Consider the following 18,067-nt stretch of genomic DNA (forward strand, 5'->3'; position numbering starts at 1 on the left):
AATGGTCGCTATTTTTTTCCCGTTTCGAGAGATTTAAGTGCCGCCCCTTGGCGTGGAACGGTTTTTTCTTCTCGAGGAGTAAAAGTGATTTTTAGCGAATTAAAGTATATTTTTGTTCCTTGTATAATCATTCTAGTAACTTCTTTAATTATAAAAAAATATAATGGATATTAAAAACGCACAAATAGTAGTTGACGATTGGATTAAAAACCACGGCGTTCGTTACTTCAACGAACTAACCAATATGGCGCAGCTTACCGAAGAAGTGGGCGAAGTGGCACGAATTATCGCCCGTCGTTATGGCGAGCAAAGTGAAAAGGAAAGCGACAAAGACAAAGATTTAGGTGAAGAATTGGCCGATGTGTTATTTGTGGTATTGTGCCTGGCCAATCAAACGGGAGTAGATCTTCAGGCTGTTTTCGATAAGCGAATGGACAAAAAAGCTAAACGCGACCACGATAGGCACCATAATAACCAGAAATTGAAATAATTTATAATTATATTTGACGCTTCTAATTTTAGAAGCGTTTTTTAATATTATAAAATGAATATCACTCTTCATAAATCCGAAATCACAAACCGTCAATCTGAAGTTGCCATAACGGGCTCAAAAAGCGAATCGAACCGATTGTTGCTTTTGCAGGCTTTGTATCCAGAGTTTAAACTCGAAAATGTTTCAAATTCTGATGATAGTAACTTAATGACCAACGCACTGTCTTCCGAAGAAAAAATAGTCGATATCCACCATGCCGGGACGGCCATGCGCTTTTTAACGGCTTATTTTTCTATCCGGGAAGGTCGCGAAACCATTTTAACAGGCTCCAAACGCATGAAAGAACGCCCTATTAAAATTTTGGTTGAGGCTTTAAAAGAATTGGGGGCAGAAATAAGTTACGAAGAAAACGAAGGGTATCCTCCCATAAAACTTCAAGGTAAAAAGCTGACTAAAAATAAAGTGTCGTTACAGGCCAATGTGAGTAGCCAGTACATTTCGGCATTATTACTGATTGCTTCAAAATTAGAAAACGGTATTGAATTAACCCTGGAAGGTGAAATCACTTCAGTACCATACATTAAAATGACTTTAGCTTTGTTGGATGAAATTGGAATAGAATCCTCATTTATTGGCAATACTATTATAGTAAAACCAACAACCAACAACCAGCAACCAAAAACTTTAACAGTTGAATCAGACTGGTCTTCGGCATCCTATTATTTCAGCATTGTGGCGCTTTGCCAACCCGGTACGGAAATTACCTTGTCGTCGTACAAAGAACATTCACTTCAGGGCGATTCATCGTTGGTAGAAATTTATAAGCATTTTGGGGTGTCCACCATTTTTAATGGTAATTCCATGACCTTGAAAAAGGAGGGAAATGAAGGAAAGCCATTGGCATTAGATTTGGTTAACGCACCCGATATCGCACAAACCATCGCGGTAACTTGTTTCGCTTTGGGAATATCTTGCGATTTAACCGGGCTTCATACTCTAAAAATAAAAGAAACTGATAGGTTGGTGGCTTTAAAAACTGAAATTGAAAAATTAGGAGGTGAGGTTGAAATTACCGATAAATCCCTGCACCTTTCAGCTTCAAAAACCATTAAAGAAATGGTGCCCATCGCCACTTATAACGACCACAGAATGGCTATGGCTTTTGCACCTTTGGCGTTAAAAACCAATTTAATTATTGAAGATGCCATGGTGGTTTCAAAATCCTATCCTACGTTTTGGGATGATTTAGAGTCTATAGGTTTCCAAATTAGCAAATAATAATCGCTTATTTACTTGACAACCCCTGTGTTGAGATTGTATATTTGCAACTTTCTAAAAATATAATACATGAAATTATCAAACTTTGGGTTCGATTTACCGAACGAATTATTAGCAGAATACCCGGCGGAAAATAGAGATGAATCGCGCTTAATGGTTTTAAACCGAAAGGAACAAACCATCGAGCATAAAATGTTTAAGGATTTAATCGACTATTTTAACGAAGATGACGTATTGATTCTGAATAACACCAAAGTATTTCCTGCCAGATTATACGGGAACAAAGAAAAAACAGGGGCCAGAATAGAAGTATTTTTATTGCGCGAGCTTAACGAAGAGCAGCGTTTGTGGGACGTATTGGTTGATCCAGCCCGAAAAATTAGAATTGGTAATAAATTATACTTTGGTGACGACGAAACTTTAGTGGCCGAGGTTATTGATAACACCACTTCGCGTGGACGTACCTTACGTTTTTTATATGACGGATCGTACCGCGAGTTCCGTTTAAAATTGAACGAACTTGGGGAAACACCGCTTCCTAAATACATTAAAAGAGATGTAGAGCCAGAAGATGAAGACCGTTACCAAACCATTTTCGCAAAAAATGAAGGTGCCGTAGCAGCGCCAACAGCAGGCCTTCACTTTTCAAAACACTTGCTAAAACGATTGGAAATTAAAGGTGTTAACTTTGCCGAAGTAACGCTTCACGTTGGTTTAGGGACTTTTAACCCAGTTGAGGTTGAAGATTTATCTAAACATAAAATGGACAGCGAAGAGCTGAAGATTGATGAAAAAGCGGTTCAAACTGTAAATAAGGCCATTCAGGAAAAACGTCGCGTTTGTGCCGTTGGCACTACAGCGATGCGTGCCATAGAAAGTGCCGTTTCATCAAACGGGATGCTAAATGAATTTGAAGGTTGGACCAACAAATTTATTTTCCCTCCTTACGATTTCAGCATTGCCAACTGTATGGTAACCAATTTCCATACACCAAAATCGACATTGTTGATGATGGTTTCTGCCTTTGCAGGTCACGATTTTATAAAACGAGCCTATGAAGAAGCAGTAAAAGAAAAATACAAATTCTACAGCTACGGCGACGCGATGTTAATTTTATAATTCGTAGTCAATCAGAATTTATAAAACAAAGGGCTGTCTTAAAATATAAGGCAGCCTTTTCTTATTTTTGCACACGAATGGAAACTAAGAAAAAAGACATACGGGCATTAACCAAAGAGCAACTTCGTGATTTTTTTGTTGAACAAGGGGATAAAGCCTTTCGCGGCAATCAGGTTTATGAGTGGCTTTGGCAAAAATCGGCGCATACTTTTGATGATATGACCAATATCTCGAAAGACACCCGCCAAATGCTGGAAGACCATTTTGTAATTAACCACATTAAGGTGGATACGATGCAACGCAGTAGTGATGGTACCATAAAAAATGCGGTTCGGTTGCATGATGATTTGGTGGTGGAGTCGGTATTGATTCCAACGTCAACTCGTACCACGGCCTGTGTTTCCAGTCAGGTGGGCTGTAGTTTAGATTGCCGATTTTGTGCTACGGCACGTTTAAAACGAATGCGCAACTTGAACCCCGATGAAATTTATGACCAAGTAGTAGCCATTGATAACGAAAGTCGTTTGTACCACAACCGTCCGTTGAGTAATATTGTATTTATGGGGATGGGCGAACCGCTAATGAATTACAATAATGTTTTAAAGGCTATTGATAAAATAACCTCTCCCGAGGGGTTGGGCATGTCGCCAAAACGTATTGTGGTATCTACATCGGGCGTGCCAAAAATGATAAAGAAAATGGCGGATGACGAGGTAAAATTTAAATTGGCCGTATCGTTGCATTCTGCCATTGATGAGGTGCGAACCAGCATTATGCCGTTTAACTCAACTTTTCCGTTGAACGATTTACGTGAAGCTTTGCAGTATTGGTACGCTAAAACTAAAAACAGAATTACATACGAATATGTGGTTTGGGACGGCATCAACGACAAAAGAAAAGATGTCGATGCATTGGTGGAGTTTTGCAGATTTGCACCCAGTAAAGTGAATCTTATTGAGTACAACCCTATTGACGATGGTGAATTTCAACAGGCAAATTCAAAGGCTTTGGACATGTACGTCCAGGTACTCGAAGCCAATAATATTACTGTAACCGTTCGCCGCAGCCGCGGTAAAGATATTGATGCGGCTTGTGGGCAATTGGCTAATAAAAGTTAAGCAATTTTCGTTTGAAATAGTATCTTTGGGTTTTAAATGAAAATAGTCGAGCAAATAAAACAGCCCATTGCTTTTGAAATGGATCTCTTCGAACAGAAGTTCCAACTTTCCATGTCTAGTAAAGTGGCTTTACTTAACCGTATTACCCATTACATTGTCAACAGAAAAGGGAAGCAAATGCGCCCCATGTTTGTGTTTTTGGTTTCTAAAATGGTATCGAATGGCGAGGTGAGCGAACGGACCTATCGTGGGGCTTCGGTTATCGAATTGATACATACTGCCACTTTGGTTCACGATGATGTAGTAGACGATAGCAACCGCCGCCGAGGGTTCTTTTCGGTAAATGCTCTTTGGAAAAACAAAATAGCCGTGCTTATTGGCGATTTTTTACTGTCGAAAGGCTTGTTGCTTTCTATTGACAATAATGATTTCGATTTGCTGAAAATCATTTCGATTGCTGTTCGCGAAATGAGCGAGGGCGAACTGCTCCAAATTGAAAAAGCCCGAAAACTCGATATCACCGAAGAAGTGTATTATGAAATCATCCGCCAAAAAACGGCCACTTTAATTGCTGCCTGTTGTAGCTTGGGAGCTGCTTCGGTAAAGCCAGAATCGCCACATGTGGAAACCATGAGAAAGTTTGGTGAACTTATAGGTATGGCGTTTCAAATTAAGGATGACCTTTTTGATTATGGTGATGCACAAATAGGAAAACCCACAGGTATCGACATTAAGGAACAAAAAATGACCTTACCCTTAATTTATGTGCTCAATACAGTCTCTAAAAAGGATAAAAAATGGTTGATAAATTCTATAAAAAACCATAACAAGGATACCAAGCGGGTAAAAGAAGTCATTGCGTTTGTAAAGGCAAATGGTGGACTGGATTATGCCATTCGGAAAATGAAACAATTTCAAATGGAAGCTCTTGAGATTTTAGAAAACTACCCAGATTCGGAGTATAAAAATTCACTAAAACTGATGGTGAATTATGTGATTGACCGAAAAAAGTAAAAGGCTTTTATTAATTTAGTATTTAAGTTTTTACACGATTATATTGTAAAACGTTCCAAATAAATTTATTAAATTTTGATATCACCATCTTCCATAGATCAAGTTTTTGAAACCGCACGAGTAGAGGAGGTTATAGGCGACTTTGTTCAGCTAAAAAAATCCGGAACCAATTTTAAAGGCTTAAGTCCGTTTAGCGACGAACGTACGCCTAGTTTTATGGTGTCGCCGGTGAAGCAGATTTGGAAGGATTTCTCGACCGGAAAGGGCGGTACGGCCGTGTCGTTTTTAATGGAGCACGAGCACTTTACTTACCCCGAAGCCATCAGGTACTTGGCCAAAAAATATAACATTGAGCTAGAGGAAACCGAACAGACCAACGAACAAAAGGAAAAGGCCGATGAGCGTGAAAGTTTGTATTTGGTAAGTGAGTTTGCGAGTAAATATTTTCAGAATATTTTACAAAAGACCGATCAAGGTAAAAGTATTGGTTTAAGCTATTTTAAGGAACGTGGGTTTACCGAGGAAACCATTAAAAAATTTGATTTGGGCTATTCGCTGGACGAGTGGCAAGCCTTTACGGACGAGGCTCTAAAGAAAGGCTATAAATTGGAGTATCTTGAAAAAACAGGGCTGACTATTGTAAAGGACGAAAAACGTTTCGACCGTTTTAAGGGGCGCGTTATGTTCCCCATAAAAAGTATGAGCGGCCGTGTTTTGGGGTTTGGCGGACGTATTTTGATTACCGACAAAAAAGCGGCAAAATACCTCAATTCCCCAGAAAGTGATATTTACCACAAAAGTAAAGTGCTTTACGGTATTTATGATGCCAAACAAAGTATTGCCAAAGAAGATAATTGCTATTTGGTTGAAGGCTATACCGATGTTATTCAATTTCACCAAACGGGTATAAAAAATGTGGTATCCTCTTCTGGAACGGCTTTAACTTCAGAGCAAATTCGATTAATAAATAGGCTCACCAAAAACATCACCGTGCTTTTTGATGGCGATGCTGCGGGTATGCGTGCTTCGCTACGTGGTATCGATTTGATTTTGGAACAAGGTATGAACGTTAGGGTGTGCACCTTTCCGGAAGGTGAAGATCCCGATAGTTTTGCCCGGCAAAATACACTTGAAGAACTCCATGATTATTTAGCTGAGAACGCCAAGGATTTTATTCAATTTAAAGCCTCAGTGCTTTATGAGGAATCTAAAAACGATCCCATAAGAAAAGCCGAAACCATTCGAGATATCGTCAACAGTATTTCCAAGATACCAGACCGTATCAAAAAAGAGGTTTACATCCAAGAGTGTGCCCGTATTATGGACATTAGTGAGAGTGTGCTTTTTAGTACCCTTGCGCAAATGGATAAAAAGGAACTTCAGGAAGAAGACAAAAGATACAAAAACGAGCAGAAAGCATTCGAAGTTATAAAACATCAACAGCCTGTAAAAAAGGTGGATGTACAGTATTTGATGGAGCGCAAAATCATTGAAATTCTATTGCTTTACGGTAATAAGACTGAAGATTTTGAAGATTTGGTGTTAAAGGAAAATGACAAAGGGGATTTGGAATTGGAACCGGTAATCCAGCAGGCTAGAGTTTTTGAAAAGGTATTTTTGGATTTGCAGGATGACGAAATGCAGTTTTCAAATGAAACCTTTAAAACGCTTTACTATACTATTATTGAGCGCTTAAACCAAGATACCGATTTTGAGTTGAAAACCTTCATCAATTCCGTAGACCAAGATATGGCCAATGAAATCACCACCATTCTTATGGACGATGAGCGCTACACTTTGGACGATTGGAATCGTATGGATATTTATCCGAAAGAGAAAAAACATACCGTGGCCCAATTGGTTAGTGAAACCATTTTGAGCTTACGTTGCTTTTTAATAGACCAAAAAGTTAAGGAGTTTCAACAGGAAACACTTAAAAATAAAATAGACTCGAATAGAAATATACTCGAAGAAGTAAAAGACTATTCGAGTCTAAAAATGTTGTTATCTAGAAAATTAAATAGGGTATTATGATACCTCTTGGTTAAGCTTTGCTTGATTAACTAAATCGACCAAGTTGTTCACTTTTAGTTTTCTCATTAGCCTAGCTTTGTAAGTACTAACGGTTTTTTCGTTAATATCCAATTCTTTAGATATTTCTTTGTTCTTTTTACCAACGGTCAATAGTTTTAGTACTTCGGCCTCACGGGTAGAAAGTTTCTTGTAGTAATTACCACTTTTGTTAGTTCTAGTTCCAAAAGCCAATTGCTGGGTTAATTCGTTGCTAAGGTAAATACCTCCGTCGTTAACCTTAGAGATGGCCTCTGTAATGGTAATGACATTTTCCGATTTGTTTATGTATCCAGAAGCACCAGCTTTAATGGCGTTAATGGCATAAACCTCTTCGGGTTGTGCACTAAGAATAATGGTTTTTACATCGGGGTGGTCGTTTTTTAAATAACGAAGCACGGTTAGGCCGTTAAGTTTTGGTAAATCGGCTTCGGTTAAAACGATGTCTACCGGATTTTTCTTTACGAACTCCAGAATGGATTCGCCGTTGTCAACACTTCCAACAACTTTAATGTTGGGTGATGCAGAGAATAGAACCTCTAGGCCCTTTCTCGTAATAGGGTGATTGTCTGCTATTAATAATTTAATCATAATTAAGCTTTTTTTAAAAACTATTTTGAGAGATAGTTAAGGTTGAGAGAATAAGCTTGCCGTAAAAGTAATACTTTTTTATGGATTTTACAATGCTTAGTGTAAAATATCGGGAATTTCGCAAATTGGAATAGGAATCATCTTATGTTTATTGGCTGTATTAAAACGTTTGTAAATTTTAAAGACTTCTTTTTCCCTTCCAGTAAAGTCTTCTGCGGTTTTGTTTTTATCGTCCATATTCATGGCCCATTCCAACTCGGGGTAACTGGCGCCAATTTGGTCTTCATCGCTTCTGGCATCACCAAAAAGACCATCGCTGGGAGCGGCTTTCATTATGGATTCGGGTACTTCTAAGAATTCACCTAATTGATATACTTCAGATTTTACTAAATCTGCAATAGGGCTTAGGTCCACACCTCCGTCGCCATATTTAGTGTAAAAACCAACGCCAAAGTCTTCTACTTTGTTGCCTGTACCAGCAACTAAAAGTTTATAAAGCCCGGCATAATAATAAAGGGTCGTCATTCTCAGTCTGGCGCGGGTGTTGGCCAAGGCCATATCGATCGTGGCTTGGTCGCCGTCTAAAAACACCTCGGTTTTAAATTCCTCAAAAACAGGGGTAAGGTCGGTACGGGTGGCATCCACATTATCAAAACGCTCTTTTAGTCGTGCGATATGTTCGTGGGCACGGCTTACGTGGCTTTCGGCTTGGTGAATGGGCATTTCAACGCAAAGTACGTTAAGCCCGGTTTTAGCACATAAGGTAGATGTTACGGCCGAATCGATACCGCCAGAAACGCCCACTACAAATCCGTTAACACCAGCTTTTGTAGCGTAATCTTTAAGCCAGTTTACAATATAATCTACAACTTTTTCTGTTTGCATTTTAATCGAATTTAATTCTAAGAATAGTACCTTTGCAAACAAAAATAGCCTATACACCCAATTTATAAAAATTTATGACCTTTAAGTTTTTTATGAAGTTTGCTTTATACCTGTTTTTTGTGCTTGTTTTGGTGGATTCCTGTAAAAATAAAAGTGCTTTGGAAGCCGATATAGCCCAAATAAATATAGATATTGAGGTGGAGCGTTTTGAAGCGTTATTTAACAATACGGATGCCAGAAGTTTTCCTAAACTCAAGCAAGCCTATCCGTTTATGTTCCCGCAAAAGTACACCGATTCGTTTTGGCTAGGCCGAAAGACTGATACGCTTCAAATAGAGTTGCTTAATGAGGTTGAAAAAGCTTACCCGAGTTTTAATAATGAAGAGGCCGAAATTGAATCGTTGTTCAATCATTTAAAATATTATTTTCCGCAGTTTAGTGCGCCACGTGTTATTACGGTGACTAACGATGTAGATTACCGAAACAGTGTTATTGTTACCGATACCATTGCACTCATTGCATTAGATTCGTATTTGGGAGACGACCATAAATTTTACCAAGGCATCCCCAAATATATCCGAGCCAATTTAAAAAAAGAACAGATTGTAGTCGATTTGGCAGATGCCTATGCCGAAAAATTGATTTTCCATCCGCAACGCAAAACGCTGTTGGACGAAATGGTGTACTACGGCAAGCAACTGTATTTTAAAGATGCGGTTATTCCGTTTAAAACTGATGCCGAAAAAATAGCCTATACGGAGGCCGAGCTCGACTGGGCAAAGGCAAACGAAAGCTATATTTGGCGCTATTTTGTAGAACGCGAACTGTTGTTTAGCACCGATACCAAATTGCCTGCACGCTTTATAAACCCAGCCCCTTTCAGTAAATTTTACTTGGAAGACATCGATGCCGATTCGCCGGGCCGTTTGGGCAGATATATAGGTTGGCAAATTGTAAGGGCCTATATGGAAAATAACCAAGTGTCTTTAAACGAAATGCTGAAGAAAAGCACTGAAGATATTTTTAATAATTCAAAGTTTAAACCAAAAAAATAATGGGAAATATAAAGTCGAAAATAGAGCTTAACGTAGAATTGGACGAAAACCGTGTGCCGGAAAAATTGCATTGGTCGGCCAATGATGGCGGCGTAAGCAATGAGGAAGCCAAAGCCATGATGCTTTCGGTGTGGGATTCGAAAGCCCAAGAATCGTTGCGTATCGATTTGTGGACCAAAGACATGCCCGTTGATGAAATGAAAGTGTTTTTCCATCAAACCTTAGTGGCCATGAGCGATACCTTTTACCGCGCTACCCAAGACGATAAAATGAGCGCTACCATGAAGGATTTCTGTGACTATTTTGCTGAAAAGTTGGAGTTGAATAAATAAGTTCTATTGTTTAGCATCTTGAACTTCCTTTTTTAAATGGTCCAAATACAAAATACCGTTTAAATGGTCGATTTCATGTTGGAAAATCACAGATGTAAAACCCTCAACCGTTTCGGTTTTGTGTTCGGCTTCCATGGTGTCGTATGCCAATTTTATAGTGTAAGCCCTGGCTTTTACAGTGTCCGTTCTATTGGGGATAGACAAACAACCTTCCCTAAACACTTGCTTTTCTTCAGAATATTCTAAAATTTTAGGGTTCAAGTACACTTCAAACGGAAAGTTTTCCTTGTCGAATCGCTGTACCCCAATAATTTTTTTTAAAATACCTACTTGCGGAGCCGCAATGCCCACACCCAAGCTCATACTGTCTGTTACGGTGGCGTAAAGTCTGTTGACGAAATGTTTTAAAACCGAATCGTTCGGATTGGGTTTTATGTAGCTGCTCTTGGTACGGAGCAAAATAGAATCGGTTTTGTTGTTTATTTTATAAACCCGCATGGGTTTTAGAGAGTCTCCGCTTAAAATCGATTTAATTTCTTCGGAAGAAAAGTTGTGTCTTTTTAAGTTTTTGGTGCTTGAACAGCCAGCTATGGCTAAGCATGCCAAAATAAAAAGTATAGTTTTTTTCATTTGAAAAAGATAAAATGCCAGTTAATGGCGAGCTACCACTCATTGATTTTATTGGAATCTAATTTAATAAAAATAAAGATTAAAATGGTAAAGGCCCAAAGTCCGGAGCCACCATAGCTGAACATGGGTAACGGAATGCCAATAGTAGGGATGAGGCCCATAACCATGCCGATATTGATAAAAAAGTGGATAAAGACAATGGATGCCACGCCATAACCGTACACCCTGCTAAATTGCGATTTTTGCAATTCGGCCAAATGGAGAATACGAAGTATCAATAACACAAAGGCAATAACCACGAGGCTGCTGCCCAAAAAGCCCCATTCTTCACCAACCGTACTAAAAATATAATCGGTGTGCTGTTCGGGTACAAATTTTCCGGTGGTACGTGTACCTTCCATAAACCCTCTGCCCGCAAACCCGCCAGAGCTTATCGCTTTTTCAGATTCGTTAAGGTTGTATGCAAAGGTTTGTTTCATGCGTTCCAACTTTTCGGGGTCTTTTTCCAAATTCAACCACAGACTAATACGGTCCTGTTGGTGGGGTTTCAATATACTCTGATAAAAGAATTTTACACCGAATGAAATGCCAATAGCAACCAATGAAATTAAAATGGATTGATAAACTCGTAACTTCTTTTTGCTTAAAAAATGATACGCCACAACGGATGCCAACACTAAAATAGACGTTATGATGGCCCCAAATTTTAATGCTAATATGGAAATCAAAATCACAGAAATACCGAACGTAAGGTAGTATTTTGGCAAGCCTTCCCTGTAAAGCACAAAAAAGAATGCCCCATAAACTATAGTACTTCCAGTATCGTTTTGTAAAAGTACCAAAACCGCTGGGATGAGGATAATGATAAACAGTTGGATTTGGTCTTTCAGGGAATTGATGTTAAAGTTCAAGTCGCTTATGTACTTGGCCACGGCCAGTGCAGTAGCGGTTTTGGCAAACTCGCTGGGCTGGATGGTCATACCGCCAATGGCGTACCACGAGGTGGCACCGTTTACGTTTTTTCCGAAGATAAAAAGCCCTACTAGCGATAGCATGGAAATGAGGTAAATAATACTGGAAAACCGTTCGTAAAACTTGGCGTCAATGGCTAACAGCAAAACGATGAGTACAAAGTTCAAAAAAATGAACATAAGCTGTTTTCCGAAAGGCTGCGAAAAATCGAAATAATCAACTGTAGTTCCGGTATGCGAAGCCGAAAGAATATTTAGCCAGCCAAAGCTCACCAAAAGCAAAAAGAGAATAATGGTAATCCAATCGAATTTAAAATGCCTGTTCGTGTCTCTAACCATTAACCGTCGGTTTTGTTAATTTGGCTTAATTTCTCTTTTAAGCGCTGGTATTCTTTCTCTTCTACAAGTTGCAAAGTGGTATAGCCATTAATTTTAAACGGTTCGCCCGAATAGGGTTTGGCGTATTCGTTTTCCAAGCTGTGTCGTAATAGCCATTCTTCCAAATCGGTGCGGGTTATGTGCCCTTTTATGTGTCTTTCAATCATTAAACTGGCTACTTTCCCTGCAAAACGGCTTCCCCAGTACCCGTTTTCAACAAATACGGCAATGGCTATTTTGGGGTTGTCTTTTGGCGCAAAGGCCACAAAAATAGAATGGTCTGTAAGCTGTGTTTTTACACTGTCGATAATGGCGAAGTTTTCAACCGTTCCTGTTTTTCCACAAATATCGATGTCTTTTACCTGCAACGAAGCTGCTGTTCCTTTTTCATAAACTTGCAACATACCTTCAATTACCGGTTCGAAGTTCTTTTTGTCGATGGTCGTGAACTTTGGTTTCGTGAACTGCTCGGGCAACGTTTCGTTTTCAATATTTTTAATGACGTGCGGCGTATAATAATAGCCCCGGTTGGCAATGGCAGCAGTCATGTTGGCCAACTGAATAGGGGTAGTGGCTACCTCGCCCTGCCCAATGGCATTTGAAATGGTGTAAGTAGAGTAAAACGTTTTTGGGTAAATGTGTTTGTAATAATCGCGATCTGGAATTCGGCCTTTTTGCCCCACGTACAAATCGTTATTTAAAAACTCGCCCAGACCAAAACTTTTGGCATGTTTGCTCCAAACATCGATGCCTTCGGAGGCATTTCCGTTTTTATCTAAAATTTTGCGATAGGTTGACGCAAAATAGGCGTTGCAGGATCTTTGGATGCCGCCTACCAAATCGTTTCTTGTGCCGTAGCTACAGTGGCATTTCATAATACGGTTACCATAACGGTAGCCCCCAGAACACGTAACGGTTTCGTGCGGTGTAATAACATTTTCTTGTAACCCGATGAGGGCGTTCATCAATTTAAAAGGAGAGCCAGGCTCGTAAACGCCTTGCAGACTTCGGTTAAAAAGAGGTTTGGCAATGGAGTCGTTGTAAAGTTTGGTGAAATTTTTAGAGCGTTCCCGGCCTACTAAAATATTGGGGTCGTAGGTGGGAGCGGCTACCATGGCCAGTATTTCGCCCGAGGCAGGTTCAATGGCAATTACGCCACCGCGTTTATTTTTCATTAATAATTCACCATAGGCTTGTAATTGGGCATCAATGGTTATGGTAATGTCTTTACCTTGTTTGGGAATAGTATCGAATTTTCCATCCTTATAAGGTCCAATGTTTCTGTTAAATCGGTCTTTTTGTATAAATTTGATGCCCTTTACGCCACGGAGGGTTTTTTCATAAGACGCTTCAACGCCTTGTTTTCCTATTAAATCTCCCATACGGTAATATGGGTCGTTTTGGATAATGCGGTTGTTCACCTCGCCAATATCGCCCAAAACGTTGGCGCCGATAGTGGTTTCGTAATGTCTGAGCGAACGCTTCTGAATGTAAAAGCCTTTGTATTTACGCATTTTTTCTTGGAGTACGGCGTAGTCTTCTTTTGATAAATGCGAAACGAAAACCGATTCCAATCTCGGAGAATAATGATAGGCTCTATTGTATTTTTTAATGAAATCTTCCTTGTCAATTTTTAAAAGTCTGCAAAATTCCAGAGTGTCCAATGGTTCTACTTCCCTAGGAATCACCATCACATCGTAAGAGGGTTGGTTAGAAACCAATAGTTTGCCGTTGCGATCGTAAACAAAGCCGCGCTTGGGGAGGTCGAAAACTGTTCTAATAGCATTGTCCTCAAATAGGCTTTGTGGGTTTTCTTTGTAAATCTGCAAGTAGAAAAGCCTTGAGATAAACATGAGGCCTACGGCAATAACCGAAATAAAAAGTAAAAATTGTCTCATTTCGTTTTCCTACTGAAAATAATGGTTACTATCACACTTAATAAGATAGTAAATATACTTGAGAATAACGTTTTTTGAAGGATTAAAAGTATTTTCGAAATGCTAAAAATTTCCAAAGAAAACAGCACGAAATGGTGCAATACCGTTAATAAAGTAAAATAAGTGAGTTTCGATCCAAAATCGATGTTGCTGAAGCGCACACTTTGGTGCTCGTAAACTGTACCGAAAGACGATTTTAAAATGGTAGGACGCAAATAAGCTATAAAAACCGATGCCCCAGCGTGTATGCCGCCAGTGTCCATAAACAAATCGATAATAAGCCCTAACAAAAAACCTAAAAGCATCACGATAATGCGGTTGTGCTTTATGGGGAAAAGCGCAATGAACAGGATATAAATATATGGGTTGATGTAGCCCATAAAATTAATGTGGTTCAGAATTAAAACCTGAACAATAACCAAGGTTATAAAACGGACGGTATGAATGGAAAAAATGCTGTTCATTTATTCGTCGTTGTTCAAAAGGTAATTGATTTCTGCGCGGTTAACGTTTTCAATAATATAAACATGTTCCAAATTGGTCATGTCGTTAAATAGATGAATGTCTATTTCATAAAAGTTTTCGGCAGCATCCAAATTAAACTGTTCCACAACACCAATAGGCACGCCTTTTGGGAAAATGGACGAACGCCCAGAAGTGATAATGGTATCGCCTTTTTGCACAGGAGCAATTTTGGGAATATCGATAAGCTGAACCAAAGCCGGGTTTTTGCCATTCCATTTTAAGGTGCCAAAATGGTTGGTCTTTTTTAATTGGGCGCTGATTCGGCTAGTGGTATTCAGAATAGAAATGACCGTACCGTACCCACGACTGGTTCGGTCTACAATACCTACAATACCTTTTGAGGAAATAACCCCAAAATCCTGTTTTATACTGTCTTTTTTACCCTTATTAATGGTTAAGTAATTATCGGTAAGCGAGTAACTGTTTTTTATAATATTAGCCGTGTAAAATCGATAGGCTTGATTAAACTTGGTGCTGTCGATATAAACAGAATCGTTGTCTATTCCATAGTTTTGAAGCAGTGCCCTTAGTTTTCTGTTTTCTTCGGAAAGAATCTCGTTTTGCGATTTTAAACTAAAATAACTGCTGATGTCGTTTATGGAATTGTAAACGCCACCGGTAAGGAAATTAGCCGAATTGATAAACTTACTTTTGTGGTACGAATGCGATTGGATGGTGAATAGCAGCGAAATACAAAAGAGCAACAGGAACAACAAAAAGTTTTTGTTCCTTATTATAAAGTTAATAATCTGTTGCATGGGGCTTGCCTATTTTTCGCTTACTTAATCAATACGCTTTTGTATTTAGATAAATTTTTAAGGGTAATTCCGGTACCTCTTACTACGGCTCGCAATGGGTCTTCGGCAATGTAAACGGGCAAATCGGTTTTTTGCGATAAACGTTTATCCAGTCCGCGCAGCATTGAGCCACCACCCGCCAAATAAATACCTGTATTGTAAATATCGGCAGCTAGTTCGGGTGGCGTTTGCGAAAGGGTTTCCATAACCGCATCTTCAATACGAAGGATGGATTTATCTAAAGCTTTGGCAATTTCGCGGTACGAAATGGACACCTGTTTTGGTTTACCGGTTAATAAGTCACGACCTTGAACGCTCATATCTTCTGGAGGCAATTCTAAATCTTCGGTTGCTGCACCAATTTGTATTTTTATTTTTTCTGCAGTACGCTCACCTACGTACAAGTTGTGCTGGGTACGCATGTAATAGACAATATCGTTAGTGAATACATCACCCGCAATTTTAACCGATTTATCGCAAACAATCCCGCCAAGGGCAATCACGGCAATTTCGGTAGTACCACCACCTATATCAACCACCATGTTTCCTTTGGGCTGCATAATATCAACACCAATACCAATAGCGGCAGCCATGGGTTCGTGGATTAGGTACACCTCTTTTCCGTTAACGCGCTCGGCACTTTCCTTTACAGCACGCATTTCCACCTCGGTAATACCCGATGGAATACAAATGACCATTCGTAATGCCGGGGTGAAAAACTTCTTTTTTAATGCCGGAATGTTTTTGATGAACATACTGATCATCTGCTCGGAAGCATCAAAATCGGCAATTACACCGTCTTTTAACGGACGGATGGTTTTAATATTTTCATGGGTTTTTCCTTGCATTAAGCTGGCTTGCTGCCCAACGGCAATAATTTTTCCTGAAATTCTATCGCGAGCTACTATCGAAGGGGCGTCAACTACAACCTTGTCGTTGTGAATAATAAGTGTATTTGCAGTACCTAAATCTATTGCAATTTCTTCTGTTAAGAAATCAAAAAATCCCATGTGCTATTTAAAGTTGTTTACGGTTAAAAAACGAATCTCGTAAAAGTAATAAAAGTAAATAAATATATGAGTTTTAAAAGGTTCAAATTGATTTTTAAAAAAGCGCATACGGTACTTATACGCTGTTCATATAGTTTTGGATGATAAACAGGCTTTAAAATTTCAATTTGAACCTTTTAATTTGATTCTTAGTGTTTAAAATGACGGGTTCCGGTCATGACCATCGCCACGTTGTTTTCATTGCAATAATCGATACTCAATTGGTCTTTTATAGAACCACCAGGTTGGATTACGGCTGAAATTCCGGCATTGTTTGCAATTTCAACACAGTCTGGGAATGGGAAAAACGCATCGCTGGCCATTACTGCGCCTTTCAACTCAAAATCGAAAGACTTGGCTTTGTGGATGGCTTGCTGAAGCGCGTCTACACGGCTGGTTTGCCCAGTTCCACTGGCGCACAATTGCTTGTTCTTGGCCAAAACAATGGTGTTCGATTTGGTGTGCTTGCATATTTTTGAAGCGAACAATAAATCCTCAACCTGCTCTTGTGTAGGCTCAAGGTTGGTAACGTTCTTTAAATCTTCCGCTTTGTCGGTAATGTTGTTTCTGTCCTGAACCAAAACACCATTCAAGCAACTTCTAACGTTAGTTTTTGGCATTTCAATGTCATGGATTTTCAATAGGATTCTATTCTTTTTACCTTGTAGTAATTCCAAAGCTTCAGGTGCGAAATCTGGAGCGATAACCACTTCGCAGAACAACTTGTGGATTTCTTCGGCCGTAGCCAAATCAATCGCTGTATTACTGATTAAAACACCACCAAAAGCTGAAACTGGGTCGCCAGCCAAAGCATCTAAATAGGCTTGTTTTAGGTTGTCGCGTTGTGCCAATCCACAAGCATTATTGTGTTTTAAAATAGCAAAAGTTGGTGCATCGTTTTTAAATTCCAACATTAAATTTACGGCGGCATCAACGTCCAAAAGGTTGTTGTAGCTCAATTCCTTGCCGTGCAATTTGGTAAACAATTCATCAAAATCGCCAAAGAAGAACCCTTTTTGGTGTGGGTTTTCGCCGTAACGCAATACTTTGCCTTTGTTTTCGCTGATTTTTAATACAGTTTCTTCGTTGTTTTGGTTGAAGTAATTGAAAATAGCAGAATCGTAGTGCGACGATACGTTAAATGCTTTTGTTGCAAAACGTTTTCTGTCTTCTTCGGAAATAGAACCGTTGTTGGCAGAAATCAATTCTAAAAATTCGGCGTAATCATCCACTGAAGATACACAAATCACGTCGGCATAGTTTTTGGCCGCGGCACGGATTAATGAAATACCACCGATGTCGATTTTTTCAATAATATCTTGGTTGCTGGCCCCAGATGCTACGGTTTTTTCAAACGGATATAAATCTACGATTACTACATCAATTTGTGGGATGTCGTACTCGGCTAATTCTGAAACATCGCCTTCGTGGTCCTGACGGTTTAAAATACCGCCAAACACTTTAGGGTGCAAGGTTTTTACTCGTCCGCCCAAAATAGAAGGGTAGGAGGTGACATCTTCAACAGGAACAACGCTAACCCCTAAATCGTTAATAAATTTTTCGGTACCTCCGGTAGAATAAATGGTAACACCTTGTTTGTCTAATTCTTTAACGATGGGCTCTAGGCCGTCTTTACTGAATACAGAAATTAATGCCGATTTAATGGTTTTTTCGTTGCTCATGGCTGATAATTATGAATTGATTTTGCTGTTTTTTCGGGGTGTTATCCCTGAATTTTAAAATATTTGCAAAAGTACTTATTTCCTTTAAATAATAAGGCTTGAGATATTGAAAAAAGCAGCCTTTTTTAACGAAAATTATTAAA

General features: G+C 39.2%; 17 protein-coding genes. 8 read left to right on the forward strand and 9 right to left on the reverse strand.

The window, feature by feature from the left end:
* Positions 1-163: 163 nt before the first annotated feature.
* From HC176_RS10555 to dnaG, 6 genes are all read left to right on the forward strand, one after another.
* Positions 164-490, forward strand: coding sequence for a nucleotide pyrophosphohydrolase (locus HC176_RS10555; protein WP_167918171.1), 327 nt, complete (start codon positions 164-166; stop codon positions 488-490).
* A gap of 54 nt (positions 491-544) precedes the next feature.
* A complete protein-coding gene (locus tag HC176_RS10560) occupies positions 545-1,771 on the forward strand; it encodes a 3-phosphoshikimate 1-carboxyvinyltransferase (RefSeq protein ID WP_167918172.1) in 1,227 nt (408 codons plus the stop codon).
* Positions 1,772-1,840: 69 nt separating this feature from the next.
* A complete protein-coding gene (gene queA, locus HC176_RS10565) occupies positions 1,841-2,890 on the forward strand; it encodes a tRNA preQ1(34) S-adenosylmethionine ribosyltransferase-isomerase QueA (protein ID WP_167918173.1) in 1,050 nt (349 codons plus the stop codon).
* Positions 2,891-2,967: 77 nt separating this feature from the next.
* Positions 2,968-4,008 (forward strand): dual-specificity RNA methyltransferase RlmN, encoded by a 1,041-nt coding sequence (rlmN, locus tag HC176_RS10570; protein WP_167918174.1) that lies wholly within the window; start codon positions 2,968-2,970, stop codon positions 4,006-4,008.
* Between the two features lie 36 nt (positions 4,009-4,044).
* Entirely contained in the window at positions 4,045-5,022 is a 978-nt protein-coding gene (locus HC176_RS10575) for a polyprenyl synthetase family protein (protein ID WP_167918175.1), read from the forward strand.
* Positions 5,023-5,097: 75 nt separating this feature from the next.
* Positions 5,098-7,056, forward strand: coding sequence for a DNA primase (gene dnaG, locus HC176_RS10580; RefSeq protein WP_167918176.1), 1,959 nt, complete (start codon positions 5,098-5,100; stop codon positions 7,054-7,056).
* Here the strand turns inward: dnaG and HC176_RS10585 are convergent.
* Both HC176_RS10585 and nadE read right to left on the reverse strand, forming a co-directional pair.
* Complete coding sequence (locus tag HC176_RS10585; RefSeq protein WP_167918177.1) at positions 7,051-7,683, reverse strand: response regulator; 633 nt, start codon at positions 7,681-7,683, stop codon at positions 7,051-7,053. The genes dnaG and HC176_RS10585 overlap by 6 nt on opposite strands.
* A gap of 96 nt (positions 7,684-7,779) precedes the next feature.
* Positions 7,780-8,568 (reverse strand): NAD(+) synthase, encoded by a 789-nt coding sequence (gene nadE, locus HC176_RS10590; protein ID WP_167918178.1) that lies wholly within the window; start codon positions 8,566-8,568, stop codon positions 7,780-7,782.
* 92 nt (positions 8,569-8,660) lie between these two features.
* Here nadE and gldB point away from each other — a divergent pair, with 92 nt between their 5' ends.
* Both gldB and gldC read left to right on the forward strand, forming a co-directional pair.
* Positions 8,661-9,623: a gliding motility lipoprotein GldB gene (gldB, locus tag HC176_RS10595; protein WP_167918216.1), complete on the forward strand. Its 963-nt coding sequence runs from the start codon at positions 8,661-8,663 to the stop codon at positions 9,621-9,623.
* On the forward strand, positions 9,623-9,955 hold the full coding sequence (gldC, locus tag HC176_RS10600) for a gliding motility protein GldC (protein ID WP_209309700.1): 333 nt from the start codon (positions 9,623-9,625) through the stop codon (positions 9,953-9,955). The genes gldB and gldC overlap by 1 nt, the downstream gene beginning before the upstream one ends.
* A gap of 3 nt (positions 9,956-9,958) precedes the next feature.
* Here the strand turns inward: gldC and def are convergent, their stop codons facing one another.
* From def to purH, 7 genes are all read right to left on the reverse strand, one after another.
* Positions 9,959-10,585: a peptide deformylase gene (gene def / locus HC176_RS10605; protein WP_167918179.1), complete on the reverse strand. Its 627-nt coding sequence runs from the start codon at positions 10,583-10,585 to the stop codon at positions 9,959-9,961.
* Between the two features lie 32 nt (positions 10,586-10,617).
* A complete protein-coding gene (rodA, locus tag HC176_RS10610; protein ID WP_167918180.1) occupies positions 10,618-11,895 on the reverse strand; it encodes a rod shape-determining protein RodA in 1,278 nt (425 codons plus the stop codon).
* Positions 11,895-13,832, reverse strand: a complete 1,938-nt coding sequence (gene mrdA / locus HC176_RS10615; protein WP_167918181.1) for a penicillin-binding protein 2 — start codon at positions 13,830-13,832, stop codon at positions 11,895-11,897. Before mrdA ends, rodA begins: the two co-directional genes overlap by 1 nt.
* Positions 13,829-14,335 (reverse strand): rod shape-determining protein MreD, encoded by a 507-nt coding sequence (gene mreD, locus HC176_RS10620; protein WP_167918182.1) that lies wholly within the window; start codon positions 14,333-14,335, stop codon positions 13,829-13,831. The genes mrdA and mreD overlap by 4 nt, the downstream gene beginning before the upstream one ends.
* Positions 14,336-15,154, reverse strand: a complete 819-nt coding sequence (gene mreC / locus HC176_RS10625; protein WP_167918183.1) for a rod shape-determining protein MreC — start codon at positions 15,152-15,154, stop codon at positions 14,336-14,338.
* Positions 15,155-15,174: 20 nt separating this feature from the next.
* The gene (locus HC176_RS10630; protein ID WP_167918184.1) at positions 15,175-16,203 is read right to left on the reverse strand and encodes a rod shape-determining protein; all 1,029 of its coding nucleotides are present in this window, start codon (positions 16,201-16,203) and stop codon (positions 15,175-15,177) included.
* 188 nt (positions 16,204-16,391) lie between these two features.
* Complete coding sequence (gene purH, locus HC176_RS10635) at positions 16,392-17,924, reverse strand: bifunctional phosphoribosylaminoimidazolecarboxamide formyltransferase/IMP cyclohydrolase (protein ID WP_167918185.1); 1,533 nt, start codon at positions 17,922-17,924, stop codon at positions 16,392-16,394.
* Positions 17,925-18,067: the final 143 nt, after the last annotated feature.

Source organism: Tamlana crocina (genome assembly GCF_012037625.1).

Excerpts from the sequence above, each read along its gene's own strand:
- gldB (WP_167918216.1), top strand. The coding sequence starts at position 8,661 with ATGAAGTTTGCTTTATACCTGTTTTTTGTGCTTGTTTTGGTGGATTCC.
- rodA (WP_167918180.1), bottom strand. The coding sequence starts at position 11,895 with ATGGTTAGAGACACGAACAGGCATTTTAAATTCGATTGGATTACCATT.
- HC176_RS10555 (WP_167918171.1), top strand. The coding sequence starts at position 164 with ATGGATATTAAAAACGCACAAATAGTAGTTGACGATTGGATTAAAAAC.
- HC176_RS10630 (WP_167918184.1), bottom strand. The coding sequence starts at position 16,203 with ATGGGATTTTTTGATTTCTTAACAGAAGAAATTGCAATAGATTTAGGT.
- gldC (WP_209309700.1), top strand. The coding sequence starts at position 9,623 with ATGGGAAATATAAAGTCGAAAATAGAGCTTAACGTAGAATTGGACGAA.
- queA (WP_167918173.1), top strand. The coding sequence starts at position 1,841 with ATGAAATTATCAAACTTTGGGTTCGATTTACCGAACGAATTATTAGCA.
- HC176_RS10560 (WP_167918172.1), top strand. The coding sequence starts at position 545 with ATGAATATCACTCTTCATAAATCCGAAATCACAAACCGTCAATCTGAA.
- HC176_RS10575 (WP_167918175.1), top strand. The coding sequence starts at position 4,045 with ATGAAAATAGTCGAGCAAATAAAACAGCCCATTGCTTTTGAAATGGAT.
- def (WP_167918179.1), bottom strand. The coding sequence starts at position 10,585 with ATGAAAAAAACTATACTTTTTATTTTGGCATGCTTAGCCATAGCTGGC.
- mreD (WP_167918182.1), bottom strand. The coding sequence starts at position 14,335 with ATGAACAGCATTTTTTCCATTCATACCGTCCGTTTTATAACCTTGGTT.
- nadE (WP_167918178.1), bottom strand. The coding sequence starts at position 8,568 with ATGCAAACAGAAAAAGTTGTAGATTATATTGTAAACTGGCTTAAAGAT.
- purH (WP_167918185.1), bottom strand. The coding sequence starts at position 17,924 with ATGAGCAACGAAAAAACCATTAAATCGGCATTAATTTCTGTATTCAGT.
- mreC (WP_167918183.1), bottom strand. The coding sequence starts at position 15,154 with ATGCAACAGATTATTAACTTTATAATAAGGAACAAAAACTTTTTGTTG.
- rlmN (WP_167918174.1), top strand. The coding sequence starts at position 2,968 with ATGGAAACTAAGAAAAAAGACATACGGGCATTAACCAAAGAGCAACTT.
- mrdA (WP_167918181.1), bottom strand. The coding sequence starts at position 13,832 with ATGAGACAATTTTTACTTTTTATTTCGGTTATTGCCGTAGGCCTCATG.
- HC176_RS10585 (WP_167918177.1), bottom strand. The coding sequence starts at position 7,683 with ATGATTAAATTATTAATAGCAGACAATCACCCTATTACGAGAAAGGGC.